Here is a 25,708-nt window from a genome sequence, read left to right on the forward strand (position 1 = left end):
CGATCGTCGATTTGCCCGCGCCAGAGGGCGAGGACAGGACGAACAGGACGCCGCGGCGCTTGAAATCGGGAATGTCTGCTGGGATGGTGTCGGCCATGGCCGCTAGTGGCCGGAAAGACGCATTTTTGCAAGAGGCGGGGGATCGGCGGATTGACGGCATCGCATAAGCGACGGAACAGACGCGGTTTTCTGCTGGCGGCCTTGATAGCGGCAATGGCGTGTGGATTGCTGTTCCTGATGGACAGGCCACCCATCTGCACCTGCGGCCAGGTGGAATTGTGGCACGCCGCGCTCGACAGCGGCAACAGTCAGCATATCGCGGATTGGTATAGCCTCAGCCATGTCATCCATGGCTTCCTATTCTATGCGCTGACGCGTTGGCTGCTGCGGCGGCACCCCCTCGGCATGAGGCTCGCGGTTGCGGTGGGGATCGAGGCGGCGTGGGAGATTGTCGAAAACTCCCCCATCATCATCGACCGGTATCGCACGGCGACGATCGCGCTTGGCTATTCGGGCGATTCCATCGTCAATTCGATGAGCGATATTGCAATGATGACGCTGGGGTTTGTCTTCGCCGCGCGAGCACCAGCGTGGCTGACGGTGTCGCTGGCGATCGGGCTGGAATTATTGGCGCTTTTCGTCATCCGCGACAATCTGACGCTCAACATCCTGATGCTGACCTGGCCGGTCGAGGCCGTTCGCGACTGGCAGGCCGCGCTTTAGGGGGGGGTCAGCGCTGGGTGGTCTTGCGCGCGCTCTCGATCGGGATAGCCTCACCGGTCCGGTCGGGCAGCAGTTTCTGCGCTTTCTTCGCGTCGGCCGCGCGTTTCGCTTCGAACATCTTGCCGGCCATATAGGCCCCGGTCACAAACATCGCGCCAGCTGGATAGCGCAGAATGAGCCGCTTCGCGCCTGCGCCGGCGAGCAGGCCGATCACGCCCTTCTTGCCCGTATCCGCAGCCACACGCGCAGCGACGAGCGTCGCGCCGACGCGCGCCGCCTTGCGCAATATTCCACGCTTCTTATGCGATTTGGGGGCCATAAGGGCGGGGGGCGCGGATTTCCTCTTCATATAAGGTCAATGTATCGCGCGGCGACTGGTTCCGCCAGCGTCAGACCATATTTTCCGGCCGCACCAGCCGGTCGAAGGTCGGCCCGTCGACCAGCCCCAATTCCAGTCCCGCCTCCCGCAGCGTCTGCCCGGTCTTATGCGCATGTTTGGCGATCGTCGCGGCATTGTCATAGCCGATTTCGGGCGCGAGCGCCGTGACCAACATCAAAGACCGGTTGACCAGATCAGCGATCCGTTCTTCATTCGCCTTCAGCCCGTCGACACAGCGATCGGCGAAGCTTTCCATGCCGACGCTCAGCAGATGAATGGAGCGCAGCACATTGGCGCCGATCAGCGGCATGAAGACATTCAGTTCGAAATGTCCCTGCATGCCGCCCACCGTCACCGCCTGATGATTGCCGATCACCTGCGCCGCCACCATGGTCAGCGATTCGCACTGGGTCGGGTTGACCTTGCCCGGCATGATCGAACTGCCCGGTTCATTGGCCGGCAGGTCCAGCTCGCCCAGGCCCGATCGCGGCCCCGATCCCAAAAACCGGATGTCGTTGGCGATTTTGGTCAGCGCCACCGCCAGCGTGTTGAGCGCCCCGGAATAGAAGACCAGCCCGTCCTTGGCGGCAAGCTGCTCGAATCTGTTCGGCGCTGCCTCGAACGGCGTGCCGGCAATGTCGCTGATCGCCGCGACCATGTCATCCGCCCAGCCTTCAGGCGCGTTGAGACCGGTGCCGACCGCCGTCCCGCCGATCGCCAGCTTGCGGATATTGCCATTGAGCGCGCCTTCGATCCGCGCCTTGCTGCTGATCAGTTGCGCGGCATAGCCGGAAAATTCCTGCCCCAGCGTCAGCGGCGTCGCGTCCTGCGTGTGGGTACGGCCGATCTTGACGATGTGACCCCACGCCTTGGCTTTGCCCGTCAACGCCGCGGTCAGCTTTTCCAGCGCTGGGATCAGCCGGTCGCGCGTCGCAAGCACGGTGGCGACATGCAGCGCGGTCGGAAAGCTGTCGTTGGACGACTGGCTCATATTGACATGATCATTGGGATGGACCGGGCTCTTGCCGCCGCGCGTGCCGGCCAGCTTTTCATTGGCATAGCCCGCGATCACTTCATTGACGTTCATGTTGGTCTGGGTGCCGCTGCCCGTCTGCCAGATGACGAGCGGGAACTGATCGTCGAGCGCGCCCGATACGATGGCCTGCGCGGCGTCCTCGATCCCCTCCACGATCTGCGGGTCCAGGCCATGTTTCGCATTCACCCGCGCCGCCGCCTGCTTCACGATAGCCTGCGCGTGGACGATGCCGATCGGCATGCGCTCGGTCGCGCCGAACGGAAAATTCTCGATACTCCGCTGGGTCTGCGCACCCCAATAGGCGGCGGCGGGGACTTCGATGGCCCCGATGCTGTCGGTTTCGGTGCGCGTGTCGGCCATGAAGCGGGACTCCCAATTGAGAACAAATCGCAAAACATGTAGCGACGCGCGCCGGGATTCCAACCCTTGTCCCCCGCGCTCGCTGCGCTATGCACGGGGCCGTCACCAGCGCGGGAGCATCCATGGGTCGGCTCATCACCATCATCCGGGGCGCGGGCATCGCGCTGTTGTTCCTTGTCATCGCCTTGTGCCTGGCGATCACGATCGTGCCGCCCTTCCTCGATCGCATCTATTATGACGGGCCGGTCAGTCGCCATTATGACGGCGCGCATTTCTTCAATCCCGATGGAGAGATAGACACTCCTGCCCCGCCCGGCACCAGCCGATCTGGCTTTGTCGCGCGTTGGTTACTGGGCGATGACGACCGCCCGGCCTGGCCGCAAGCGGTGGCGGTCAAGCCGTCCCGCCCTGCGCCCTTCGCCGCGCCGCGCGGCATGACCGCGACCTGGGTCGGTCATGCGACGGTGCTGGTGCAGGCGGCGGGCCTCAATATCCTCACCGACCCCATCTGGTCCGACTATGCCAGCCCCTTTCCCCCGCTTGGCCCCAAGCGGGTGGCGCAACCGGGCATCCTCTTCGATGATCTGCCCAAGATCGACCTGATTGTGCTCAGCCACAATCATTATGACCATATGGATCTGCCGACGCTCAAACGGCTCTGGGCGCGTGACCGGCCCAAAATCGTCACCAGCCTGGGCAACGATACGATCCTGAAACATCATGGCATCCCGGCGACCGCACTCGACTGGGGCCAGTCGGTCAGCGGCGCGGCGCTGAGCGGCCTGGCCCCCAATGCGGTGATCCAGTGCGGCAATTACGAACATTGCCCCGATTATCGCGTGCATGTGACGCGCAACCATCATTGGGGCAGTCGCTGGGGCAGCGACCGCAACCGGGCGCTGTGGTCGAGCTTCGTGATCGAAACCCGGGCGGGCAATATCTTCTTTGCCGGCGACACCGGTGCGGGCGACATGGGCTGGCCGATCGAGGCGCGCCGCTACGGCCCGATCCGACTGGCGCTCATCCCCATCGGCGCGTTCCGCTTCTGGAAAGGGCAGATGCAGTCGGACGCGCATATCGGCCCGATCCAGGCGGTGGAGGTGTTCAGACGGCTGGGCGCGTCGACCGCCATTCCCATTCACTGGGGCACATTCCGCCTGTCCTATGAAGGATGGAACACGCCGCCCCGGATGCTGCAACTGGCGCTGCGCTGCGCCGGCATCCCTGCCGAGCGCTTCGCCCCGCTGCGCATCGGTCAGCCGCTGGCCATCCCGACCACCAGCGCGGTGCCGTCGGTCCCGCGCCGCTGCGACGAACGCGCGATACGGGCGCTGGAATAGGCGCGAGACCGCGCCATGGTCGCAGCCGCCTGCGCCGGCAGATGAATGCTGAAAGAAAAGATGGTGCGGTCGAGAAGACTCGAACTTCCACGGCCTTTCGGCCACAACGACCTCAACGTTGCGCGTCTACCAATTCCGCCACGACCGCACATCAACAGGGAAACCGGCGGGGCCGGTGCCTTGGTAGGAGGCGGCCCTTAGCAAAGGCTTTTGGGCCATGCAACAAGTGATGTGCGTCTGCGTTGGCTTTGTAGTGAGAAACGATGGGTGATCCGCTAAGGGAGCGGAAGGAGCGGACGTGATGCGATTATGGATGCTGTCAGGCGGCACGGTGGCCGCCGCCACGGCGATGGGCCTGACGCTGGGGAGCTACGCCGTCAGCCCCCAGCGATCGCCGCTGGACCAGCCGGACGCAGAGCCGATCAGCACCGATTTCGCCGCTGCACCGGTCGCCATGTCCGATCCTGGCCCACAGCCGATCAGCTGCACCGGTTGTGGCCCCACGCTGGCGCAGCGCCGCTACGCCGCCGATATGGCAGGGTATGACAGCTATGCCATGATCGACGGCGGCAGCAACGACCCGATGGTGCAAGACTATATGGCGCAGGATTATGGCGCACTGCCGCCGGAGAGCAGCTTGCAAGAGGCCACTTTGGTGAAGGCCCCCGTCCCGACCATCCACCAGTTGCCGCCCAATGTCGTGCGCTTTGCCGATGGCCCGTCCCCCGCCGAACGGCCCGCGACGCCGGCATCACGGCCGGCATCGCAGCCAGCAGCCCGTTCCACCATGCGGGTGGCGCTGGGCGGACAGCAGAACAGGGCGGACGCTCCGCCCCGTTCCACCATGACCCAACCTGCTATGACCGCGCCCGCCAGCGCCTATTGACCCGCTGCCGGCATGCGGTCAGCCGATCACTCGGCCGCCACCGTCTGCATCGGCACATCGCTGAGGGGATGCGACAGGCGGTTCACCATTTCCTTAGGGCAAACCTGCCAGAAATACCGACGCCAGCGATCCCAATCATCCAATATGGTGTTGGACCACCGGCTGTCCGTCGCCACCGCATGTTCGGCGATCAGCGCCTTCAGCTGCGCTTCCCAATGGGCGCTTTCCAGCCGCTGCCAGATGATGCTTTCGGGATTGGCGCGAGAGGGGAAGCGGCCATCCTCGTCCAGGATGAAGGCCATGCCGCCCGTCATCCCGGCGCCGAAATTGGCGCCGGTCTCGCCCAGGATCACGGCGGTGCCGCCGGTCATATATTCGCAGCCATTGGCGCCGCAGCCTTCCACCACGACCTGCGCGCCCGAATTGCGAACCGCAAAGCGCTCCCCCGCCTGCCCCGCCGCGAACAGCTTGCCACTGGTCGCGCCGTAAAGGACGGTGTTGCCGATGATGGTGTTATCCTTCGACGATAGCGGCGAGGACACAGTCGTGCGCACTTTGATGATGCCGCCCGACAACCCCTTGCCGACATAGTCATTGGCGTCGCCAAAGACCTCCAGCGTGATACCCTTGCACAGGAATGCGCCCAGCGACTGGCCCGCGCTGCCGCGCAGCCGGACGGTCAGATGCCCGTCGGCCAGCGCCGACATGCCAAACTTCTCGGTGATGCGGGCGGACAGCCGCGTGCCGACCGCACGGTGCGTGTTGCGCACGGTGTAGGTGAGCTGCATCTTCTCGCCGCGTTCGAATACCGCGCGCGCATCCTTCATCATCTGCGCGTCCAGGCTGTCGGGCACCTCGTTGCGCCATTCCTTGAGCGAAAAACGGCGCTGTTCGTCGGGCGCATCGACCTTGGCCAGGATGGGGTTGAGGTCCAGGTCGTCCAGATGCTCGGCGCCGCGATTGACCTGCTTGAGCAGTTCGGTCCGGCCGATCACCTCGTCCAGGCTGCGGAAGCCCAGCCGCGCCAGTATCTCGCGCACTTCCTCGGCGATGAAGGTCATGAGGTTGATGACCTTTTCGGGCGTGCCGGTGAATTTCTGGCGCAGTTTTTCGTCCTGCACGCACACGCCCACCGGGCAAGTGTTGCTGTGGCACTGGCGCACCATGATGCAGCCCATCGCGACGAGGCTGAGCGTGCCGATGCCGAACTCCTCCGCCCCCAGGATCGCGGCGATGACGATGTCGCGCCCGGTCTTGAGGCCGCCGTCGGTCCGCAGCTTCACCCGATGCCGCAGGCCGTTGAGCGTGAGCACCTGATTGGCCTCACTCAGGCCCATTTCCCACGGCGTCCCGGCATATTTGATCGACGTCTGCGGGCTGGCCCCGGTGCCCCCGACATGGCCCGCGACCAGAATGACGTCGGCATGCGCCTTGGCGACGCCCGCCGCGACCGTGCCGATGCCCGCCTGGCTGACGAGCTTGACGCACACCCGCGCGCGCGGGTTGATCATCTTGCAGTCGTAGATGAGCTGCGCCAGATCCTCGATCGAATAAATGTCATGATGCGGCGGCGGTGAAATCAGCGTCACGCCGGGCGTCGAATGGCGCAGCTTCGCGATGAACTCCGTCACCTTGAAACCGGGCAGCTGGCCGCCCTCTCCGGGCTTGGCGCCCTGCGCCACCTTGATTTCGATTTCCTCGGCCGATCCCAGATATTCGGCATGGACGCCAAAGCGGCCCGACGCGATCTGCTTGATCACCGAATTCGCGTTGTCGCCATTTTCATAAGGGGTGAAGCGGTTGGCATCCTCGCCGCCTTCGCCCGACACCGCCTTCGCGCCGATGCGGTTCATCGCGATCGCCAGCGTTTCATGCGCTTCGGGCGACAAAGCGCCCAGGCTCATCCCCGGTGTCACGAATCGCTTGCGGATTTCGGTGGTGGCTTCCACCTCGTCAATCGGCACAGCTTCGCGCGCGAAGTTGAATTCCATCAGGTCGCGCAGATAGACCGGCGGCAAATCGCGCACACCGCGCGAAAATTGCAGATAGGTCGAATAGCTGTCGGTCCCGACCGCGGTTTGCAGCAGATGCATCAATTGCGCGGAATAGGCGTGGCTTTCGCCGCCGTTGCGCTGGCGGTAGAACCCCCCGACCGGCAGGCGCACGACCGCCGCGTCATAGGCCGCCTGATGCCGCAGCATCGCGCTGTAATGCAGCGACTGATAGCCTTCGCCCGAAATCTTGGCGGGCATGCCAGGGAACAGGTCGTTGACCAGTGCGCGCGACAAGCCGACCGCTTCGAAATTATAGCCGCCGCGATAGGAGCTGATGACCGCAATGCCCATCTTGGACATGATCTTGAGCAGCCCTTCGTTGATCGCCGTGCGATAGCGTTCGACGCACTGGTCCAGGCTCAGCTCGCCGAACAGGCCGCGCGCATGGCGATCCGCGATGCTCGCTTCGGCCAGATAGGCATTTACCGTGGTCGCGCCCACGCCGATCAGCACCGCATAATAATGGGTGTCGAGCGCTTCGGCGCACCGCACGTTGATCGACGCGTAGCTGCGCAGCCCCTTGCGCACCAGATGGGTGTGGACGGCGGCCGCCGCCAGCACGCCCTGAATCGCGATGCGCGTTTCGCTGACATGCTCATCTGTCAGGAAAATCTCGGTCCGCCCTTCACGCACCGCCTGCTCGGCCTCCTGCCGGATGCGGGCGATCGCGGCGCGCAGCTGTTCCTGCCCGCCCTCGGCCGGAAAGGTGCAATCGATTTCCGCGACCGCCGCGCCGAAATTGGCCTTCAGCCGCGCCCATTCGCCGCTGGTGACGACCGGCGATTCCAGCACCAGCACATGGCTGTTCTGCGCGCCTTCCTCCAATATATTGTGCAGGTTGGAAAAGCGCGTCTTGAGGCTCATCACATGCCGTTCGCGCAACGGGTCGATCGGCGGGTTGGTGACCTGGCTGAAATTCTGGCGGAAGAAATGGCTCATGGTGCGCGGCTTGTCGGAAATGACGGCCAGCGGCGTATCATCGCCCATGGACCCGATCGCTTCCTTCGCATCCTCGACCATGGGGCTGAGGATCAGTTCCATATCCTCCAGCGTCATGTTCGCCGCGACCTGCCGGCGCGTCAGTTCCGCCTTGTCCCACGCCGGCAGTGCGCTGGGCGCGTCGGCCAGGTCATCGACGGTCAGGAAGTCCTTGATCAAATCGCCATAGGGCCGTTCACCAGCGATCTGGTCCTTGATCGCGCGATCGTCGTAGATTTCGCCTTCCTGCAAATCGACCGCGATCATCTGGCCCGGTCCCATGCGGCCCTTGCGCACGATGGTGGTTTCGGGAACCACGACCATGCCGGTTTCCGATCCAACGATCAGCAGATTGTCCCCGGTCAGCGTATAGCGCAGCGGTCGCAGCGCGTTGCGGTCGACGCCGGCCACGACCCAGCGCCCGTCCGTCATCGCGAGCGCGGCCGGGCCATCCCACGGCTCCATGACGGAGGCGAGATATTCATACATGTCCGCATGCGCCTTGGGCAGTTCGGCATTGTCGCCCTGCCAGGCTTCGGGAACCAGCATCAGCTTGGCCGTAGGCGCGTCCCGACCCGATCGGCAGATCGCCTCGAACACGGCATCGAGCGCGGCGGTATCGGACGCGCCCGCCGGAATGACCGGCTTGATATCCTCCGACTGCTCGCCAAAGGCGAGGCTCGCCATCTTGATCTCGTGGCTCTTCATCCAATTCTTGTTGCCGCGGATCGTGTTGATCTCGCCATTATGGGCTAGCGTGCGGAACGGCTGGGCCAGCCACCATTGCGGGAAAGTATTGGTGGAATAACGCTGGTGGAAGATCGCGACACGGCTTTCGAACCGCTCATCCTGCAAATCGGGGTAGAAGACCGACAGCGATTCCGCCAGGAACAGCCCCTTGTAGATGATCGAGCGGCAGGACAGCGAACAGATGTAGAAATCCTGGATTTGCGCCGCGATCACCTTGCGCTCGATGCGCCGGCGGATGAGGTAGAGATCCTTTTCGAACTCGGCGACGTCGCGTTCCTCGGGCATCGGCCCGGCGATCATGATCTGCTCGATTTCCGGACGCGTGCGCTGCGCCTTTTCACCGATGACCGACACGTCGACCGGCACCTGGCGCCAGCCATAGATGGTGTAGCCCGCCTCGATGATCTCGCTTTCGACGATGGTGCGGCAGGTTTCCTGGGCGCTGAGGTCCGTGCGCGGCAGGAAGATCATGCCGACCGCGAGGCGATTGGGCAGCGGCTTGTGCCCGCCATCGGCGATCGCGTCGTCAAAGAAACGCACCGGCAGGTCGACATGGATGCCCGCGCCATCGCCGGTCTTGCCATCGGCGTCCACCGCGCCGCGATGCCACACGGCCTTCAATGCATCGATCGCGCTCGACACCACGCGCCGCGACGGCTTGCCATCGGTCGCCGCGACCAGCCCCACGCCACAGGCGTCGGATTCGAGGTCGGGATGATACATGCCCTGTGCAGCGATGCGCGCCCGTTCTTGCGGGCTGGCGGTGAAATTGGTGTCGCTCATCATGACTACCCTTGGATGCGGCCGTCCGCTTTCAACGTCGGCCTTGTTATTCCTGTACCCGCCGCGTGGAAGCGGGCGAAGATCGTCAATTCGCCTTGGCTGGGTCAGCGCCGATCAGGGTGACCAGGCGGTCGCGCTCGGCCTGCGACAACTGGTCATAGGTGCGCGGCTTGGGCAATTTGGCGAGTTCGGCTTCCGACGATTTCAGGATTTCCGGCATGGCCTGCAACATCTGCGGCATGACCTTTTGCATCCGCCCCAGATAATGGGGGTCGGTCGCCAGCTCCATGAAGCCTGCACCGAATTTCGCGCCTACGGGCGTCTTCATGAAGGCTGCGATCTGGTCCAGTTCCGCTGCCGAATAGCGATGGGCGAACGCTTCGGCCATGCCCGCGCGCATATCGGGTTCATATCTGCTCATGAAGCGCCCCATGGCCGGCATCATCGTGTTCACGATCACATCCATTCGCTTGCGGAAATTGGGGTCGATGATCGCCATCACTTGTTCCATCGTGCCTTGGCCCAGGGAGTCCGCCTTTTCGGGATCCATGCCGCCGACCTTCAGAAATTCACGGATCGGCATTTTGGTCATGCCATCCATCATCGGCCCCATCATCTTCTGCATCATCGGACCCATCATCTTTTCCATCGTGCCATCGGGCAGGATGACAGCGACAATGGGTTGGGCCTTGGCGAGCAACGCTGGATCAGTCGGCGTTTCGGCGGCGACGGGCGCCGCGATCTGCGCATACCCGGCGACCGGCGTCATCAGCATGATCAACGACAGAAACAGCCCGCGCCTCACGCCGCGACCCTCTCGCCCGAGGCCGCCTTGGCCTTCGCCTTCAGATAGCGATGCATATGCTCGGTCACGTCGCGGCCGTCGCGGATCGCCCAGACGACCAGCGAAGCGCCGCGCACGATGTCGCCGGCGGCGAACACGCCGTCCATGCTGGTCATCATCGTCTTGTGATCGACGCGCAGCGTGCCCCAGCGGGTGACCGACAGATCGTCTGCGCCAAACAAGCTGGGCAGGTCTTCGGGGTCGTAGCCCAGCGCCTTGATGACCAGGTCCGCCTCCAGCGTATGTTCGCTACCCGGATCGGGTTCGGGCGCGCGGCGGCCCGACGCATCTGGCTGGCCCAGCCGCATCTTCGTGACCTTGACGCCGGTCACTTGGTCGGTGCCTTCGAACGCGATCGGCGCGGTCAGCCACACGAACTCGACGCCTTCCTCCTCGGCATTGGCGACTTCGCGCTGGGACCCCGGCATATTGTCGCGGTCGCGGCGATAGAGGCACTTCACCGACTTCGCCCCTTGGCGGATGGCGGTGCGCACGCAGTCCATCGCCGTGTCGCCGCCGCCGATGACGACGACATTCTTGCCCGTCGCCAGCAGGCTGCCATCCTCATGTTCGGGCACCGCGTCGCCAAAGCCGGCGCGGTTGGAGGCGGTGAGGAAATCAAGCGCCTTCACCACGCCCGCCGCGCCCACGCCCGGCGCCTTGATATCGCGCGGCTTATAGACGCCGGTCGCGATCAGGATCGCGTCATGTTTTTCGCGCAATTGCTCCATCGTCGCGTCGCGGCCGACCTCGAAGCCTTCGTGGAAGACGATGCCGCCGTCCTTCAACCGCTGGACGCGGCGCATGACCACGTCCTTTTCCAGCTTGAAGCCGGGGATGCCATAGGTCAGCAGCCCGCCGGCACGGTCATGCCGGTCATAGACATGCACCTCATAGCCGGCGACGCGCAGATATTCGGCGGTGGTGAGGCCGGCCGGTCCCGCGCCGATCACGCCGATCGACTGGCCCATAGCCTTGCCGGGGACGAGCGGCTCGACCCAGCCTTCTTTCCAGGCGGTGTCGGTGATGAATTTTTCCACGCTGCCGATGGTGACGGCGCCGTGCCCGGAAAATTCGATGACGCAATTGCCTTCGCACAGCCGGTCCTGCGGGCAGATGCGGCCGCAGATTTCGGGCATGGTGCTGGTCAGGTTCGACAGCTCATAGGCTTCGCGCAGCCGCCCCTCCGCCGTCAGGCGCAGCCAGTCAGGGATATGATTGTGCAACGGGCAATGGGTGGAGCAATAGGGAACGCCGCATTGCGAGCAGCGCGACGCCTGCTCCTCCGCCTTGTCCACGATGAAGCTGCGACTGATTTCCAGAAAGTCGTCGGCGCGGTCGTCCGCGGCACGCTTGTCGGGATAGGCCTGGCCCAGTCCTACAAATTTCAGCATCGGATTGTCGGCCATTGCATGTCCTCAACGTCTGTGTTGGGCAAGCGCATAGCAGGAAAACCCGCAGAGTCACGCGGTTTGTGACTTATAAGACAGTAGTTATGACCTATTATCTTGAGCGTAAATGCAAAAGTTTCCTAGGTTTGCAATTTTCTTTCAAGTTATAGTTCCGGTCCGGACCTACCTCAACGAAAGCCAGACCAGTGCCGACGCGCCGGCGACGATTCGATACCAGGCGAAGGGCGCGAACCCATGTTTCGACACCAGCCCGACAAACGCCTTTATGACAACGATGGCAACGAGGAAGGACACGACGAAGCCCAGCGCGATACTGTCCCACCCGACTGCCGCGCTGGTGATCCGATCGCCCTTTTTGATAAGCTCCAGCGCCGTCGCACCCAACATGGTCGGGATCGCCAGGAAAAAGCTGAACTCGGCCGCGGTGCGGCGCTCCACCCCCAGCGTCAACGCGCCCATAATCGTCGCGCCGGACCGGCTGACGCCCGGCACCATCGCCAGGCACTGGATGAAGCCGATGCCGATCACGCGGACCATAGGAATGTCGGCGATGCCATGGAACAGGTCCTGCTTCACCATCCGTTCGATCAGCAGGATGGCAATGCCGCCCGCTATCAAGGCCCAGGCGACCACCTGCGGCGCGCCCAGCAAAATCTCGATATAGTCGTGCAGCGCTAGGCCGATGACCGCCGCCGGGATGAAGGCGACGACCAGATTGCGCAGGAAGCGCCAGCTTACCGGCTCGCGCCGCAGCAATCCCATCGCCACCGCCCAGAAGGTACGCCAGTAGAGCACCACCACCGCCAGGATCGCGCCCAGCTGGATGACGACGTTGAACATCGCCCAGGTCGACGCATCATAGCCCAGCAATTCGCTCGCCAGAATAAGGTGCCCGGTCGACGACACAGGCAAAAACTCGGTCAGCCCTTCGACAATGCCCAGCAGGATGACGGTGAGATAATGAAGGTCCATGGCGACGCCCTATTGCGCTTGCATAAAAAATCCTCCCCGGTTGCGGGGAGGAGCTTAATGGGCGGGACAGGCCGTGCCCGATCCCGCCCCGATGATTTCAGCCTGGCTCAGGCGCGCACGCGTCCGGCGAAGCGCCCATGGCGGCGATAGCGCACCAGCCATTTGTCGGCGACGGCCGCCATGGGCGTCGCTGATACGCCCAGCGCGTCGAGGCCCGGCGCGCCCGCGGCGGCGACATTGTCGCGGCCCAGCATCGCCAGCTGATCGCGCGTGATCGGCCCGCCCGGCAGCCTTGCGAGCAGCGAGGCGACGCCGCCCGGCACGTCGACGATCGGCTTGTCCCGGCCGATCTGCTTGGCGATCCAGCTGTTGATCTCCTTCATCGACAGGATTTGCGGCCCGGCGACCTCATAGACCGTGCCGCCATGCAGGTCCGGCCGTTCAGCGGCGTTGGCGATCGCGTCGGCCACATCGCCGACATAGACGGGCTGGAACTTGGTGGCACCGCTGATTATCGGAATGACGGGCATGGACGCGATGAGGTCCGCGAAGCGGTTGAGAAACTGGTCCTGCGGGCCGAAGATGATCGAGGGGCGGATGATCGTCGCGCCGGGAAAAGCCTCTTTCACCGCAGCCTCTCCCGACGCCTTGGACCGGCCATAAGCGGACGGGCTTTCCGCGTCCGCGCCGATCGCCGACACATGCACCAAGGCGCGCACATTGGCGGCGGCGGCGGCCTGTGCGACATGCGCCGCGCCCTGATGATGAAAGGCGTCGAAGTCGCCCGCCAATATGCCGACCAGATTGATGACCACGTCGCTGCCCGCGATCGCGCGTTCGACGGTCGCAGGCTTGCGGATGTCGGCAGCGACGAACTGGCTTTGCCCCAGCGCGCCCAGCGATTTCACCTTGACCGCACTGGCCAGGTCGCGCTGCGCGATCCGCACGCGCGCGCCCCGCGCCATCAGCGCCTGTGCGACCTGCCGGCCCAGAAAGCCGCCGCCGCCGAAGATCGTAACCAGACTGTCCTTCATCACGCGCGTCCCATATCTTCCAAGCTGAAGGGAATGACTCTGCCCATCCCCTTGCAACAGCCGCCGCGCGCTGACAACCGCCCCGCGCGCGCGCCGTTCCTTTTTTGCCCGTTTTGGCGGCTCGATCGAGCTATCAGCCGATCCAGCCTTGCAGGTCGGCGATCATCCACAGCCCCAGCAGCAGGAACAGCAACGCCGCCGCCAGTTGCAGCGCGCGCATCGGCACCTTGCGGGCCAGCGCCTCGCCAAAGAGCACGGCGGGCACATTGGCGATCATCATGCCCAGCGTCGTGCCGGCCGTCACGGCGAGCAGATTGTCGAACTGCGCGCCCAGCGCCACGGTCGCCACCTGCGTCTTGTCGCCCATCTCTACCAGGAAGAAGGCGAGCAGCGTAGTGAGGAACACGCCCGCCTTCGACGGGGCCTTGAGCGGGGCATCCTCGTCGATCTTGTCAGGGATCAGCGTCCAGGCGGCCATCGCGATGAAAGATGCGGCGACGGCATAGCGAAACCAGGGCTGGGTCAGCACGCCGGCGATCGAATGGCCGACCAGCGCAGCAAGGAAATGATTGGCGAGCGTCGCGACCAATATGCCCAGGATGATCGGCACCGGCTTGCGGAAGCGGGTGGCGAGCAGCATGGCGAGCAACTGGGTCTTGTCACCCATTTCAGCCAGCGCCACGAGCGCGCAGGACGTCAGCAGGGCATCCATTCGGGAAAATCTCCGGGCCGGGCTTTCTGCAACAGACACAATGCCACCGCCGCATTCCGCCCGGCCGGACAGGAACGCGTCGATGCCATTGGTCTCGCCCGATGCGGCTTTGCGCCGCGCCCCATGCGCCACGGCCTCTCGGCCGAATATGTTGACGCATGGCCCGTTCCGGAAAAAGGAACGGCTGGCTACTCCCCAGATGACGGGCCAGCGTCTAGGCGGTCAGGCGCAAGAACACAAGCCACCTGTCAGCTCAAAGGGCGGATCAGCGGGTCGGCACGGGTTCCGGCCCGGAATAATCGTAAAAGCCGCGGCCGGTCTTGCGGCCATACCAGCCCGCTTCGACATATTTGACCAGCAGCGGCGCGGGGCGATATTTGGGATCGCCGGTGGTGGTGAGAAACACGTTCAGAATTTCCAGCGCCGTGTCGAGTCCGACGAAATCGAGCAAGGTCAACGGCCCCATCGGATGGTTGAGCCCCAGCTTGCAGCCCTGGTCGATGTCGGTAACGCTGCCCACGCCTTCGCCCAGCACGAACACCGCCTCATTCAGCATCGGCAGCAGGATGCGGTTGACGACGAAACCGGGCGCGTCGAACGCATGAACCGCAGTCTTGCCGATCCGCGTGGCATAGGCTTCCACCGCCTCCACGACCTCAGGCGTCGTCGCCAGCCCGCGGATAATTTCGACCAGCACCATCACCGGCACCGGATTGAAGAAATGCACGCCGATGAACCGCTCCGCGTCAGGCGCGGCCTGCGCCAGCCGGGTGATGGGAATGGACGATGTGTTGGTCGCCAGGATTGCGTCCTTGCCCAGCAGCTTGCCGACATTGCCGAAAATCGCGCGCTTCACCTCCTCGCGCTCGGTCGCGGCCTCGATCACGAACTGGGCATCGGCCAGCGGCGCCAGTTCGCCCACCGGCGTGATGCGCGCCAGAACGGCGTCGGCTTCGGACTGGGTCATCTTTTCCTTGTCGACCGCGCGGGCCAGCAGCTTGGCAATATTCGCCTTGCCCTTTTCGGCGCGCGGCAGATCAATGTCGGACAGGATGACATCATATCCCGCCTGCGCCGACACCTGGGCGATGCCGATGCCCATTTGTCCCGCGCCAATGACGCCCAAGGTGCGAATATCCGTCATGCAAATCCTCCCTGTCCATCCTGCCCGTCCCCTTAGTCACGGCGCGCGCGCAAAACCAGAGGCGCGTTCTCATTATAATGGCCAGCCGGGCGGATGGGACGAGCAATCGAACGGAATGGCGCACGCAGCGATTTTCCCGCTTTGCCTAGCGCCCGCGCCATGGTTAAAAGCCCGCCATGCCCTTGCCCGAACCGATGCCAGCGCCAGCGACCGGACGCTTCCTGTCCGCCGTGCATCATTTCCCGCTGCGCATCTATTTTGAGGACACCGATCTTTCGGGCCTGGTCTATCACGCCAATTATCTGCGCTACATGGAGCGCGCCCGGTCCGACATGCTGCGTATCGCGGGCATCGACCAGCGGAGCGAGCATGAAGGGGGCAGCGGCGTCTATGCCGTCACCGACCTTGCGATCCGCTATCGCCGGCCCGCGCGGCTGGACGATGACCTGATGGTGGTCAGCCGGGTCGCCGCCGTGCGATCGGCCAGCTGCACCATTGCGCAATCGGTCATGCGCGACGACGAAGAATTGACCAACGCCACCATCACCGTCGCCTGGCTGACGCCGCAGGGCCGCCCGCAGCGCCAGCCAAAGGCCTGGACCGACATTTACACCCGCCTTTGCCAAGGGGAAGATCTCCACCCATGACGCTCAACCTGCCCGCCGGCGCGATGACCGACGCCGCGACCATTTCCCCGCTCGCCCTGTTCCTGCAGGCCGACATCGTCGTCAAAGGCGTGATGATCGGCCTGTTGCTGGCCAGCATCTGGACCTGGGCGATGATCATCGGCTTCAGCGTCACGCTGCGCAAGGCCAGCAAGGAAAGCCGCAAGTTCGAAGCGGATTTCTGGAAGGCCGAGGATATCGACCGTTTCTACGAAGCGCGTGGCAAGGGCAGCTTCCCGGCGGCCAAGGTCATGGCGGCCGGCGTCACCGAATGGCGCCGCTCGACCGCGCAGAAGGTGATCGACCGGGAAGGCACGCGCGACCGCCTGTCGACCGTCATGTCCAGCACCATCGCCAGCGAGGTCGATCGCCTGTCCGACCGGCTGAACATCCTGGCGACGATCGGATCGGTCGCGCCTTTCGTCGGCCTTTTCGGCACCGTTTGGGGCATCATGCGCGCCTTCACCTCGATCGCGGCCGAACAGAATAGCTCGCTTGCCGTCGTCGCGCCGGGCATTGCCGAAGCCCTGTTCGCGACCGCCATCGGCCTGTTCGCGGCTATCCCCGCGGTCATCGCCTACAATCGCTTCAGCCACGGCATCAACCGGCTGGAAGCGGCGATGACCCGCTTTGCCGACGGCTTTTATTCGACGCTCAGCCGCGAACTGGAGGCGCAACGCTGATGCCGCGCGCAGCTGACATACAGGGCGCGCGCTGATGGCGATGGCGGGTCCCCCTTCCGGGCGGCGCGGGCGCGGCCGCGCGCCCATGGCCGACATCAACGTGACGCCGCTGGTCGACGTCATGCTGGTGCTGCTCATCATCTTCATGGTGACGGCGCCGCTGCTGGTGACGGGTGTTCCTGTCAACCTGCCCGAAACCCGCGCCAAGGGGTTGGATCAGGACGCCAAGCCGACGGTCGTGTCGATCGACCGCGACGGCGGCCTGTTTATCGACGACGCGCAGATCAGCGACGCCGAATTGCCCGACCGCCTCGCCGAAATCATGGCCGCCAATGCCGGCAAGGCGGACGCGCCGCAGATTTTCCTGCGCGCCGACACCGCGCTCGACTATGGCCGGGTAATGCGGGTCATGGGCGAGCTGAACCGAGCCGGCCTCAACAAGGTCGCGCTGGTCAGCACCGGCTCGGACAGCGACGGTTCAGAATAGGGGCCATAGGTCGTTTATATGGAGCGCGCGGAAAAGATCGGCCTTGGCGTCGCGACGGCGGGACATGTCCTCCTGTTCGGCTTGCTATCGGCCGGATTCCTCTCGACCCCCAACCCGCTCAAGCTCAACAGCCCGCCCATGGACGTGAGCCTGGTGGACGAGGTGGCGCTCAAATCCATGGCGCCGCAGATTTCGACGCAGCCCCCCCCGCCCAGCGTCGCCCCGGACCAAGGTCCAACCGAAGAGGCCGCGCCTGCGCCTGAACCCGCGCCCGCGCCTGAACCGACCCCCGCGCCGCCAGAGCCTACCCCCGCCCCGCCGCGCCCCGCGCCCAAAGAAGCCCCGGCCAAGCCGAAGGAAAAGCCCGCGCCGCCCAAGAAGGCGACCGCCAAGACGCCGGCCCAGCCTAAGCCTGCGGCTGAAAAGCAGGCAGCGAAGGCAAAGCCCAAGCCAGAAAAGCCGACGCCAAAGCCGGCCGCCGCCGCGCCCGCCAAATCATCGAGCAAAGCCAAGAAGACAAGTGACGCGCCGGCCAAGGCATCGGGCGCGGGCAAGGCGGACAAGCCGCGCGGATCGCTGCTGGGCAAGGATTTCCTCAAGGGCATCGACACCAGCGCCGATGCCCCGCGCAAGGCCGCGCCGCCGCCTGCCGCCGCCATGGGGCCGGCGCAGAAATCCGCATTGGACGCGGAAATCCGCCGTCAGCTCAAACCCCATTGGCGTCCGCCTTCAGGCGCTGACGCCGACCAGCTCGTCACCTTGCTGGAGGTGCGGCTGGACAAGAGCGGCGCGCTCGTCGGCACGCCGCAGGTGATCGACCAGCTCGGCGTCACGGCCAGCAACCGCCCGCAAGCCAAGCTGCACGCCGAACGCGCGATCCAGGCGGTGAAACTCGCCGCCCCCTTCAGGAATTTGCCCCCTGAATTTTATGACCAATGGAAATGGCTCCGGCCACTCCGCTTTGACGCGAGGCTGAACCGATGAAAACGACCTTCCTGCGCACCCTGTCGCTTGCGACGGTCGCGCTCGCCGCCCTGTTGACTGCACCGGCCATGGCGCAACTGTCGGTCGATGTGACCGGCGACATTGACAGCAATCTCAAGATCGCGGTGCCGCCCATGCCCGCGCAGCAGGAAGCCGACACGCCGGCCGGGTCTGCCAGCGACCTTGGCCGCAAGATCGCCGAAGTCATCGCGTCGGACCTTAAAAGCTCCGGCCTGTTCGATCCTTCGGGACCGGGCGGCCTACCCGCCATACCCTTCCCCGAAGTCACCTTCCCCCAATATCAGAAATGGGGCGCCTACCAGGCGTTGGTGCAGGGCTTCGTGCGGACCAGTGGCGGCGAAGCCGACATCACCGTGGGCTGCTATCTCTATGACGTGGCGCTGCAACAGGAATTGACGCGCCAGGGCTATGTCGTCGCCCCGCGCGACTGGCGACGCGCGGCGCATAAATGCGCGGATGCCATCTATGCCCGCCTGTCGGGCGAAAGCCCCTTCTTCGACAGCCGCATCGCCTATATCGCCGAAAGCGGCCCCAAGGGGAACCGGACCAAACGGCTCGCCATCATGGACTCGGACGGCGCGAACCACCGCTTCATCACCAACGGCCAGTCGATCGCGCTCACCCCGCGCTTTTCCCCCGATTACAAATCCATCGTCTATGTCAGCTATCTGGGCAGCCGGGTCCGCCTCTATGTCTATGACATCGGCACCGGACAGCAGCGCCTTGTGACGGAAAGCAACAACCCGACCTTCGCGCCGCGCTGGTCGCCCGATGGCCGCAACATCCTCTTTTCCATGGCGGCGGCCGGCAACACCGACATTTATCGCGTCTCCGCCAATGGCGGATCGCCGGTGCGCCTCACCAACTCGCCCGGCATCGACGTGGGCGGCAGCTATTCGCCCGACGGCAGCCGCATCGTCTTTGAAAGCGACCGGTCGGGCGGGCAACAACTCTATGTCATGAATGCGGACGGGTCGAACCAGCGCCGGATCAGCCATGGCGGCGGCCGTTACGCGACGCCCGAATGGAGCCCGCGCGGAGACCTCATCGCCTTCACCAAGCTGTCGGGCGACTTCAAGATCGCGGTGATGACGCCCAATGGCGATAATGAGCGGATTCTGACCAATGGCTGGCAGGACGAACAGCCCACCTGGTCGCCCAATGGCCGCGTGCTGCAATTTTTCCGCACGACGCCGGGCCGCCAGGGCACCAGCCAGGTGTGGCAGGTGGACCTGACCGGCGTCAACGAACGGCGCATCCCGACGCCGCTCAGCGGGTCCGACCCGGCCTGGGGACCGCTGCTTCCCTGACCGGGCCGCCGGAACCCAATCGTCTTGACAGCGTAACGATGTTTACAGACCCTGTCGCCGCCCCCTCCCCTTCAAGCCGGGCGGCAGACAGCGCAACAAGGAGACCTTGTGATGAAATTGTCCCGCACCGTGCTCGCCGCAAGCGCCATCATCGCCCTTGCCGCCTGCTCGAAAAAGCCGCCGGCCGAGCTGCCCCCCGCGCCCGGTGGCACGGACGCTGGCAGCACCATGCCCACCGGCCCCGCCACGCCCGCCGGCCCGCGCAAGGGCAGCCAGGAAGATTTCGTCGCGTCGGTCGCCTCCGACCGCATCTTCTTCGGCCTCGACCAATATGATGTTGATGCTGAGGATCAGGCGACACTGCAAAGCCAGGCCGCCTGGTTGCAGCAGAACCCGTCGGTTCGCGTCACGATCGAGGGCCATGCCGACGAACGCGGCACGCGCGACTATAATATTGCGCTCGGTGAACGCCGCGCCAATGCCGCCAAAAACTATCTCGCCTCGCTCGGCATCGATCCCGGCCGGATCACCACCGTCAGCTATGGCAAGGAACGCCCCGCCGCGCTCGGCTCCGACGAAGCGGCCTGGGCGCAGAACCGCCGCGCGGTGACGGTCACGATCCAATATTGATCCGGGCGCTTCGACCCGATGACATGATGGCCCGCCGATCGCCCCTGATCGGCGGGCCTTTTCGTCCGCCGCAACAAATCTGCTGACAACGCCGCCAAATTGCCCGATACCCTTTCCGATATATGGGACGCGCCCGCCATATGGGACGCGCAAGGGGCAAGCATGGCGACACAGCATCAGGACGACAAACAGGAACAGGGGGTCAAGGGCACGCAGACCTTGATGCGGGCGCTCGACATCATGGACGAAGTGATCGACGGGCCGATCCGCGCTGCCGACCTTGCTCGCAAACTGGGCATGAGCAAGACCACCGCCCACCGGCTGGTGCAGGCGCTGCGCTCGCGCAACTATCTGTCGGTCACGCGCGACGGCTTCGCGCTGGGCCCGAAGTTATTGCAGCTGGGCGTGCTGGCGACCGAACAGATCGACTATGTCCGCGTCGCCCGCCCCTTCATGGAATTATTGTCCGAACGCACCGGCTTCTGCGTTTTCGTGGGCAAGCGGGAGGGCGAATTTTCCCGCCATCTCGACCGCGTCACCGGCACGCAGCGTCTGCGCGTCGCGACCGCGCCGGGCGACCGCCGCCCCATCGCGGAAACCGGCATCGGCAAAGCGTTGCTGCTCGACGAGGATGAGGAGACGTGGCAGCGCCTCTATGTCGAGGCCAAGGGCGGCACCGCCACCAAGGCGCAGATCGACCGTTTCCTCAAGGACATGCGCGCGCACAAAGCGCGTGGCATGGTGTTACATGACAGCGAGCTGGGCGATGGCGTGCGGTCCATCGCGGTGCCGATCCGCGATGCCAAGGGCCAGATCGGCATTGCCATCTCGATCGCCAGCGCGGCGCATTATCTGACCGACGATCTGCGCCCCGACCTTGCCGAACAGGTGCGTCGCGCCGCCGAACAGATTAGCGGCGCCGTGGGCTACGCCGCGCCACGCTGACGCGGGCCACCCCGACAAGAAAAAGGGCGCGGTCCACAGATGTGACCGCGCCCTTCAGGTTTGGGGAGGATTGGGGGGCTTACATTCGGTAGGTCACGCCAAAGGTGAAGGTCCGGCCGATCCGCGTTTCGAACAGCGTGTCCTGACGCTGGCTGTCGATATAAAGGCGGTTCTGTTCATCGGTCAGGTTTTGCGCCTCGACGATGATCTTCAGCCGGTCGGTGACATTGTAGCTGGCCGACGCATCCATATAGAATGTCTTGGCGTTGCCCTGAAGGTCGCTGCCCGGCGACGCCGGAATGCCGCGGATGAACTTGTCGCGGAAATTGCCGGTGGTGCGGATGGAGAACTTGTCATCCTCATAATAAAGCGTGCCCGACGCGGTATTTTTCGACAGGCCGACCAGGTCCGCCGTGGTTGTGACCGTGGGCGTACCGTTCACACTGGCAAGGATATAGTCGATCTTCGACGTGACATGGGTGTAGTTGGCCAGCACGCCGAAATTGCCCAGGAACCCGTCCAGGAAGGTGAAGGGAATCTGCGCGTTGAGCTCGATGCCCTTGAGCGGCCCGCCCGGCGTGTTGAAAGGCTGCGACACGGTGAACAGCTCGGTCGGCGCGGTGTTGGTCCCGTCCAGTAGCTCGATCGGCAGGCCCAGTTCGTTGAACGGGATCTGGCTGTTCACATTCTGGATGAAGCTCTTGATGTCCTTGTAGAAGAAGGCAGCCGACAGCAGCGATCCGGGGCGGAAATACCATTCCACCGCCACGTCGAACGTGTTGGCGCGAATGGGGTCGAGGAAGGGGTTGTTGACATTGCCGACGCGGGTCACGCCGTTGACGCCGCTGGTGGGCGTAAGCAGCCCCAGTTCCGGACGCGCCAGCACCTTGGCGCCCGACAGGCGGACAAGGACGTTGCGCACCGGCTCGATCACAATATTCGCCGACGGCAGCCAGTCGTCATAGCTGTTGGTGGCCGCGGCGAACTGCCCGCCAAGGCCGGTGGGCGATGTCGCGCTGGACACGGTGATATAGCCCGACGAGCGCATGTCGGTCTTGACGTAGCGCACGCCGATGTCGCCGCGCACGCCAAAACCGATCGCCTCCTCCAGATCGAAATTGGCCATGATGTAGCCGCTCATCACCTCTTCGCGGACCCGGCTGTCGCCGCCGCCGCATTCGACGCCGCAATAGCGCACCGAATCAAAGCCGAAGGTGTCGGCCCATTTTTCTGGGTCGATCGCTGCCCAGCTGGACGGCGCGCCATTGCCCCACAGCTTGTCGACGCCCGTGATCGACCGCGTAAGATCGGCCAGGCTGGTACCGGCCGGCAACGGCTGCATCACCAGGTCTGCCGAATAGGGCCGCAGGAAGGTCGATTTGAAATCGCTGCGGCGATATTGCCCGCCCGCCCGGAAGGACAGCGCGTCATTGACCGTCCATTTCAGGTTCATTTCGCCGGTCATGTTGTCGGTGGTGTTCTTCGACGGCTTGCCCTGATAGCTGAAGCCGCCAAGGACCGTGCCATCGGGCCGACCCGGCGCATAGTTGAAGCTGGCCGGATCATTGACGTCGATGCCGAAGCCCAGAACGGGCGTCGTGCCGCCATCGCGGAAATCGATGGTGAAGCCATCAGTGTCGATCGCGTCCATATAGGTTTGCAGGCGCTTCTTGCCGTCCCAGATCGACCGGTTGAAGCCGACGATGCCGCTCACTTCCAGATTGTCGTTGAGGCGACGGCGGAAATTGAGGTTCGCCTGCTTGAAGGTCGATACGAAATTGTCGACCAGTCCTTCCGACCGCACATCGACGCCGTCGAACGCGCCATAGACGAGCGAGCCATTCTCATCGAATTCGACATCGCGTACCGACGTCATCGGCTGACCATTATTGGACGCCGACCGCGCGAAGGAGACAGCGGCGATATAATTGTCGCGCCGCGTGACTTCGAACCGCGAATAAAGCAGGTCGAGCGAAATGTCGGTGTCGTCGTCGGGATTAAATTGCAGCGTCAGCGATCCGCCGATCCGTTCCTGATCTTGTTCGCTGTTGAGGTAGCGCGGCAGGCGCGGCAGGAAGGCACCGCTGCCCGGCGTATTGGGCAGGTCGTCACGCCGCAGGTCCTGAATCGCCTGATAGGCGGCAGGGTCGCTGGTGCGTGGATTGCCTGTGCTGCAATTTTCCGCCGTTACACCGCGCAAGAGCAACTGCTCGGGCGTCTGGCCGGCGGTGTTGATCGGCGCGCCCAATGGCGAACAAAAACCGCCATTGGTATTAGCCGATAATATATCGACCGCTGAATAGCCGACTTCGCGGATATTGCGCTTCTGATAGGCGATCGAACCGAGGATGCCGAAGCCGCTGTCGCCGAATTTCTTGGAAATCAGCATCGACGCGCGCGGATCGACCTGTTTCGACAGTTCGTTATAGACGCCGCGCGCGGTCATGGAGAGGACGAAATCGTCCTTCTGGTCCATCGGTTTGGGCGCGGACAGGTCCACCGTCGCGCCCAGCGATCCTTCCTCCACGTCCGCCGACGGGGTCTTGCGCACCGTCAGCGCGGAGAAGATTTCGGTCGGGAAGACGTTGAAATCGAAGCTGCGGCCATTATTGCCCGCGCCATAAATGTCCGACGAACCGGTCTGCGACGTGCCTTCCATCCCGTTGATCCGCACGCGGGTGAAGCCGGCGCCCAGGCCGCGCACCGAAATATTGCGGCCTTCGCCGCCGTCGCCACGCGCCAGCGCCACGCCCGGCACGCGCTGCATCGATTCCGCCAGGTTGGAGTCGGGGAATTTGCCGATATCTTCGGCCACGATCGAATCGATCGCCGCGGCTTCCTGCCGCTTCATGCCCAGCGCGCTGTCCAGCGACGCGCGGAAGCCGGTGACGACAATGTCCGCTGTGTCCTGCGGTTCTGCCTGTTCCTGCGCAGCGGCGGACGCGCCGATCATCATGGTCGAAATCATCGCCAGCGCCGACACCCGGCGCGCGAACATGGCACGTGTCACCTGAACAGACATAGATCCTCCCCTTCGATTCCGGCCTTTCCCGGAAGTCCCGCTATATGGAACCATTGCTCAATTTATACGGATTCGCGCGTCAATGCCATAGAAATCAACATATGGCTAATAATCCCACATTATGAGCTGCATGAAGGATAAAGGCCTTGTCGTTTCGGCAAGTCCCGATATATGGTTCGCAAAACTATTTAACGGGACGGAGAATCCCTTTTGAGGATATTGGCCCCACGTCATCCCGCCAGGCGCGGGCCGCACCCATCGCCGCCTCTGCACGGGCGGTCGGCTTGGGGGAATATGCCGACCTCGGCATATTCCCCCATTTTGCGTCCTTACCGGATGTGCAGCCCGTCATGAGTCTGCCGCTCTTGCTGATCGCCATGGCCGCTGCCGCGCCGGCTTCCCTCCATTTCGACCTCAGCGACCGATCGCCGCAGCGCCATCAGGTCTATCAGCCCGGCGGGCATGGCATGGAGCCGGGCGCGACGGAGCGCGACTATCTGTTTTCCGTTGCGCTGCCGGAGGGCAATTATCGCGTGACGGTGCGGCTGGGCAGTCGCACATCGGCCGGCAACACCAGCGTCAAGGCGGAAGCACGGCGGTTGATGCTGCGCAATATCGCCACGCGCAAGGGCCAGTATGTAGAGCGCAGTTTCCTGGTCAATATCCGCACCCCCGCGCTGCCGCCGCCCCCTGAAAATGCGCCCGGTGGCGCGCGGGTGCTGCTGACGCCGGGCGACCGCGCCGAATATACATGGGATGACAAGCTGACGCTGGAATTTCTGGGCCAGCCGCGCGTCGCCTCGCTCGACATCGCGTCCGTCGATGCGCCGACCCTGTATCTTGCCGGCGATTCCACCGTTACCGACCAGTATGCCGAACCGGCGGCCAGTTGGGGCCAGATGCTGCCGGCCATGCTGGACGATCAGGTCGCGGTCGCCAATCATGCCAAGTCCGGGGCGACGATGAAAAGCTTTTCCAGCGACCTGCGCCTGGCGAAATTGCTGTCGGGCATGAAGGCGGGCGACTGGCTGTTCATCCAGTTCGGGCATAACGACCAGAAACGGCAATGGCCGCAAACCTATGTCGATCCGCAGACCACCTATCCCGCCTGGCTGCGCGTCTACATCGCCGAAGCCCGGCGGCGCGGCGCGCATCCGGTGCTGGTCACATCGCCCGAGCGGCGCAATTTCGACGCCGGGGGCCGGATAGAGGACACGCTGGGCGCCTATGCCGATGCGATGCGCCGTGTCGCTCGGGAAGACGGCGTGCCGCTGATCGACCTGAACGCTGATAGTCGCGCCATCTACGAAGCGCTTGGTCCCGACGTCGCCCCCACTGCCTTCAACGATGGCGGCCGCGACAAGACGCATCACAATAATTATGGCGCTTTCCTGTTGGCTAGCGCCGTGGCGCAGCGGATCCGGACGATCCTTCCCGATCTTGCGCCGCACGTTACGGCGCCGGCATTCGATCCGCGCCATCCGCCGAGCGAAGAGCAAATCGCCATCGTGCCCAGCCTGATCCACAGCGATCAGCGCCCGGCCGGCAATTGAG

General features: G+C 64.2%; 21 protein-coding genes, 1 tRNA gene, 1 pseudogene and 1 riboswitch. Of the genes and pseudogenes, 11 read left to right on the plus strand and 12 right to left on the minus strand.

Annotated elements, in window-relative coordinates; all coding sequences use genetic code 11:
• Positions 1-97, minus strand: a pseudogene (locus B2V90_RS18850) (guanylate kinase); the annotation flags it as partial.
• 53 nt (positions 98-150) lie between these two features.
• Between B2V90_RS18850 and B2V90_RS18855 the strand changes: the two are divergent.
• Positions 151-723, plus strand: a complete 573-nt coding sequence (locus tag B2V90_RS18855) for a DUF2585 domain-containing protein (protein WP_266103156.1) — start codon at positions 151-153, stop codon at positions 721-723.
• Positions 724-730: 7 nt separating this feature from the next.
• Here the strand turns inward: B2V90_RS18855 and B2V90_RS18860 are convergent, their stop codons facing one another.
• Both B2V90_RS18860 and fumC read right to left on the minus strand, forming a co-directional pair.
• Positions 731-1,072, minus strand: a complete 342-nt coding sequence (locus B2V90_RS18860; protein WP_037541995.1) for a hypothetical protein — start codon at positions 1,070-1,072, stop codon at positions 731-733.
• 40 nt (positions 1,073-1,112) lie between these two features.
• Positions 1,113-2,498 carry a class II fumarate hydratase gene (gene fumC, locus B2V90_RS18865; protein ID WP_228222333.1) on the minus strand — a complete coding sequence of 462 codons (1,386 nt, stop codon included), beginning with the start codon at positions 2,496-2,498 and terminating at the stop codon, positions 1,113-1,115.
• A gap of 122 nt (positions 2,499-2,620) precedes the next feature.
• Here fumC and B2V90_RS18870 point away from each other — a divergent pair, with 122 nt between their 5' ends.
• A complete protein-coding gene (locus B2V90_RS18870) occupies positions 2,621-3,838 on the plus strand; it encodes an MBL fold metallo-hydrolase (protein ID WP_228222332.1) in 1,218 nt (405 codons plus the stop codon).
• A 61-nt stretch (positions 3,839-3,899) separates the two neighbouring features.
• Here the strand turns inward: B2V90_RS18870 and B2V90_RS18875 are convergent.
• Positions 3,900-3,986 (minus strand) — tRNA-Leu (locus B2V90_RS18875).
• Between the two features lie 153 nt (positions 3,987-4,139).
• On the opposite strand from B2V90_RS18875, the gene B2V90_RS18880 reads away from it, so the two are divergent.
• A complete protein-coding gene (locus tag B2V90_RS18880) occupies positions 4,140-4,724 on the plus strand; it encodes a hypothetical protein (protein WP_228222331.1) in 585 nt (194 codons plus the stop codon).
• A 26-nt stretch (positions 4,725-4,750) separates the two neighbouring features.
• Here B2V90_RS18880 and gltB read toward each other — a convergent pair whose 3' ends face one another.
• The 7 genes from gltB to B2V90_RS18915 form a co-directional block, all read right to left on the minus strand.
• Positions 4,751-9,289, minus strand: coding sequence for a glutamate synthase large subunit (gltB, locus tag B2V90_RS18885; RefSeq protein WP_293922803.1), 4,539 nt, complete (start codon positions 9,287-9,289; stop codon positions 4,751-4,753).
• An 85-nt stretch (positions 9,290-9,374) separates the two neighbouring features.
• Positions 9,375-10,064 carry a DUF2059 domain-containing protein gene (locus B2V90_RS18890; protein ID WP_323132801.1) on the minus strand — a complete coding sequence of 230 codons (690 nt, stop codon included), beginning with the start codon at positions 10,062-10,064 and terminating at the stop codon, positions 9,375-9,377.
• A 26-nt stretch (positions 10,065-10,090) separates the two neighbouring features.
• A complete protein-coding gene (locus tag B2V90_RS18895) occupies positions 10,091-11,542 on the minus strand; it encodes an NAD(P)-dependent oxidoreductase (RefSeq protein WP_228222329.1) in 1,452 nt (483 codons plus the stop codon).
• Positions 11,543-11,707: 165 nt separating this feature from the next.
• Entirely contained in the window at positions 11,708-12,517 is an 810-nt protein-coding gene (locus B2V90_RS18900; RefSeq protein ID WP_228222328.1) for an undecaprenyl-diphosphate phosphatase, read from the minus strand.
• Between the two features lie 107 nt (positions 12,518-12,624).
• Positions 12,625-13,551, minus strand: coding sequence for a complex I NDUFA9 subunit family protein (locus tag B2V90_RS18905; protein WP_228222327.1), 927 nt, complete (start codon positions 13,549-13,551; stop codon positions 12,625-12,627).
• 133 nt (positions 13,552-13,684) lie between these two features.
• The gene (locus B2V90_RS18910) at positions 13,685-14,263 is read right to left on the minus strand and encodes a TMEM165/GDT1 family protein (RefSeq protein ID WP_293922792.1); all 579 of its coding nucleotides are present in this window, start codon (positions 14,261-14,263) and stop codon (positions 13,685-13,687) included.
• 72 nt (positions 14,264-14,335) lie between these two features.
• A riboswitch (yybP-ykoY riboswitch) is annotated at positions 14,336-14,474 on the minus strand.
• A 54-nt stretch (positions 14,475-14,528) separates the two neighbouring features.
• Positions 14,529-15,407, minus strand: coding sequence for a 3-hydroxyacyl-CoA dehydrogenase NAD-binding domain-containing protein (locus B2V90_RS18915; RefSeq protein WP_037541994.1), 879 nt, complete (start codon positions 15,405-15,407; stop codon positions 14,529-14,531).
• Between the two features lie 176 nt (positions 15,408-15,583).
• Here B2V90_RS18915 and B2V90_RS18920 point away from each other — a divergent pair, with 176 nt between their 5' ends.
• The 7 genes from B2V90_RS18920 to B2V90_RS18950 all read left to right on the plus strand — a co-directional run bounded on the left by B2V90_RS18920 (position 15,584) and on the right by B2V90_RS18950 (position 21,132).
• Complete coding sequence (locus B2V90_RS18920) at positions 15,584-16,054, plus strand: YbgC/FadM family acyl-CoA thioesterase (protein WP_293922794.1); 471 nt, start codon at positions 15,584-15,586, stop codon at positions 16,052-16,054.
• A complete protein-coding gene (tolQ, locus tag B2V90_RS18925) occupies positions 16,051-16,755 on the plus strand; it encodes a protein TolQ (protein WP_009820524.1) in 705 nt (234 codons plus the stop codon). The genes B2V90_RS18920 and tolQ overlap by 4 nt, the downstream gene beginning before the upstream one ends.
• Positions 16,756-16,789: 34 nt before the next feature.
• Positions 16,790-17,242: a protein TolR gene (gene tolR / locus B2V90_RS18930; RefSeq protein ID WP_009820523.1), complete on the plus strand. Its 453-nt coding sequence runs from the start codon at positions 16,790-16,792 to the stop codon at positions 17,240-17,242.
• A gap of 18 nt (positions 17,243-17,260) precedes the next feature.
• Positions 17,261-18,226 carry a cell envelope biogenesis protein TolA gene (locus tag B2V90_RS18935; RefSeq protein WP_228222325.1) on the plus strand — a complete coding sequence of 322 codons (966 nt, stop codon included), beginning with the start codon at positions 17,261-17,263 and terminating at the stop codon, positions 18,224-18,226.
• Positions 18,223-19,557 carry a Tol-Pal system beta propeller repeat protein TolB gene (tolB, locus tag B2V90_RS18940; RefSeq protein ID WP_228222324.1) on the plus strand — a complete coding sequence of 445 codons (1,335 nt, stop codon included), beginning with the start codon at positions 18,223-18,225 and terminating at the stop codon, positions 19,555-19,557. The genes B2V90_RS18935 and tolB overlap by 4 nt, the downstream gene beginning before the upstream one ends.
• A 111-nt stretch (positions 19,558-19,668) precedes the next feature.
• Complete coding sequence (pal, locus tag B2V90_RS18945; protein ID WP_009820520.1) at positions 19,669-20,187, plus strand: peptidoglycan-associated lipoprotein Pal; 519 nt, start codon at positions 19,669-19,671, stop codon at positions 20,185-20,187.
• 162 nt (positions 20,188-20,349) lie between these two features.
• Positions 20,350-21,132, plus strand: coding sequence for an IclR family transcriptional regulator (locus tag B2V90_RS18950; RefSeq protein ID WP_009820519.1), 783 nt, complete (start codon positions 20,350-20,352; stop codon positions 21,130-21,132).
• 79 nt (positions 21,133-21,211) lie between these two features.
• Here the strand turns inward: B2V90_RS18950 and B2V90_RS18955 are convergent, their stop codons facing one another.
• Positions 21,212-24,154 (minus strand): TonB-dependent receptor, encoded by a 2,943-nt coding sequence (locus B2V90_RS18955; protein WP_228222323.1) that lies wholly within the window; start codon positions 24,152-24,154, stop codon positions 21,212-21,214.
• Between the two features lie 350 nt (positions 24,155-24,504).
• On the opposite strand from B2V90_RS18955, the gene B2V90_RS18960 reads away from it, so the two are divergent.
• Complete coding sequence (locus B2V90_RS18960) at positions 24,505-25,707, plus strand: rhamnogalacturonan acetylesterase (RefSeq protein WP_228222322.1); 1,203 nt, start codon at positions 24,505-24,507, stop codon at positions 25,705-25,707.
• Position 25,708: the final 1 nt, after the last annotated feature.

The organism is Sphingobium sp. UBA5915, assembly GCF_002431195.1.
Lineage (GTDB): Bacteria > Pseudomonadota > Alphaproteobacteria > Sphingomonadales > Sphingomonadaceae > Sphingobium > Sphingobium soli.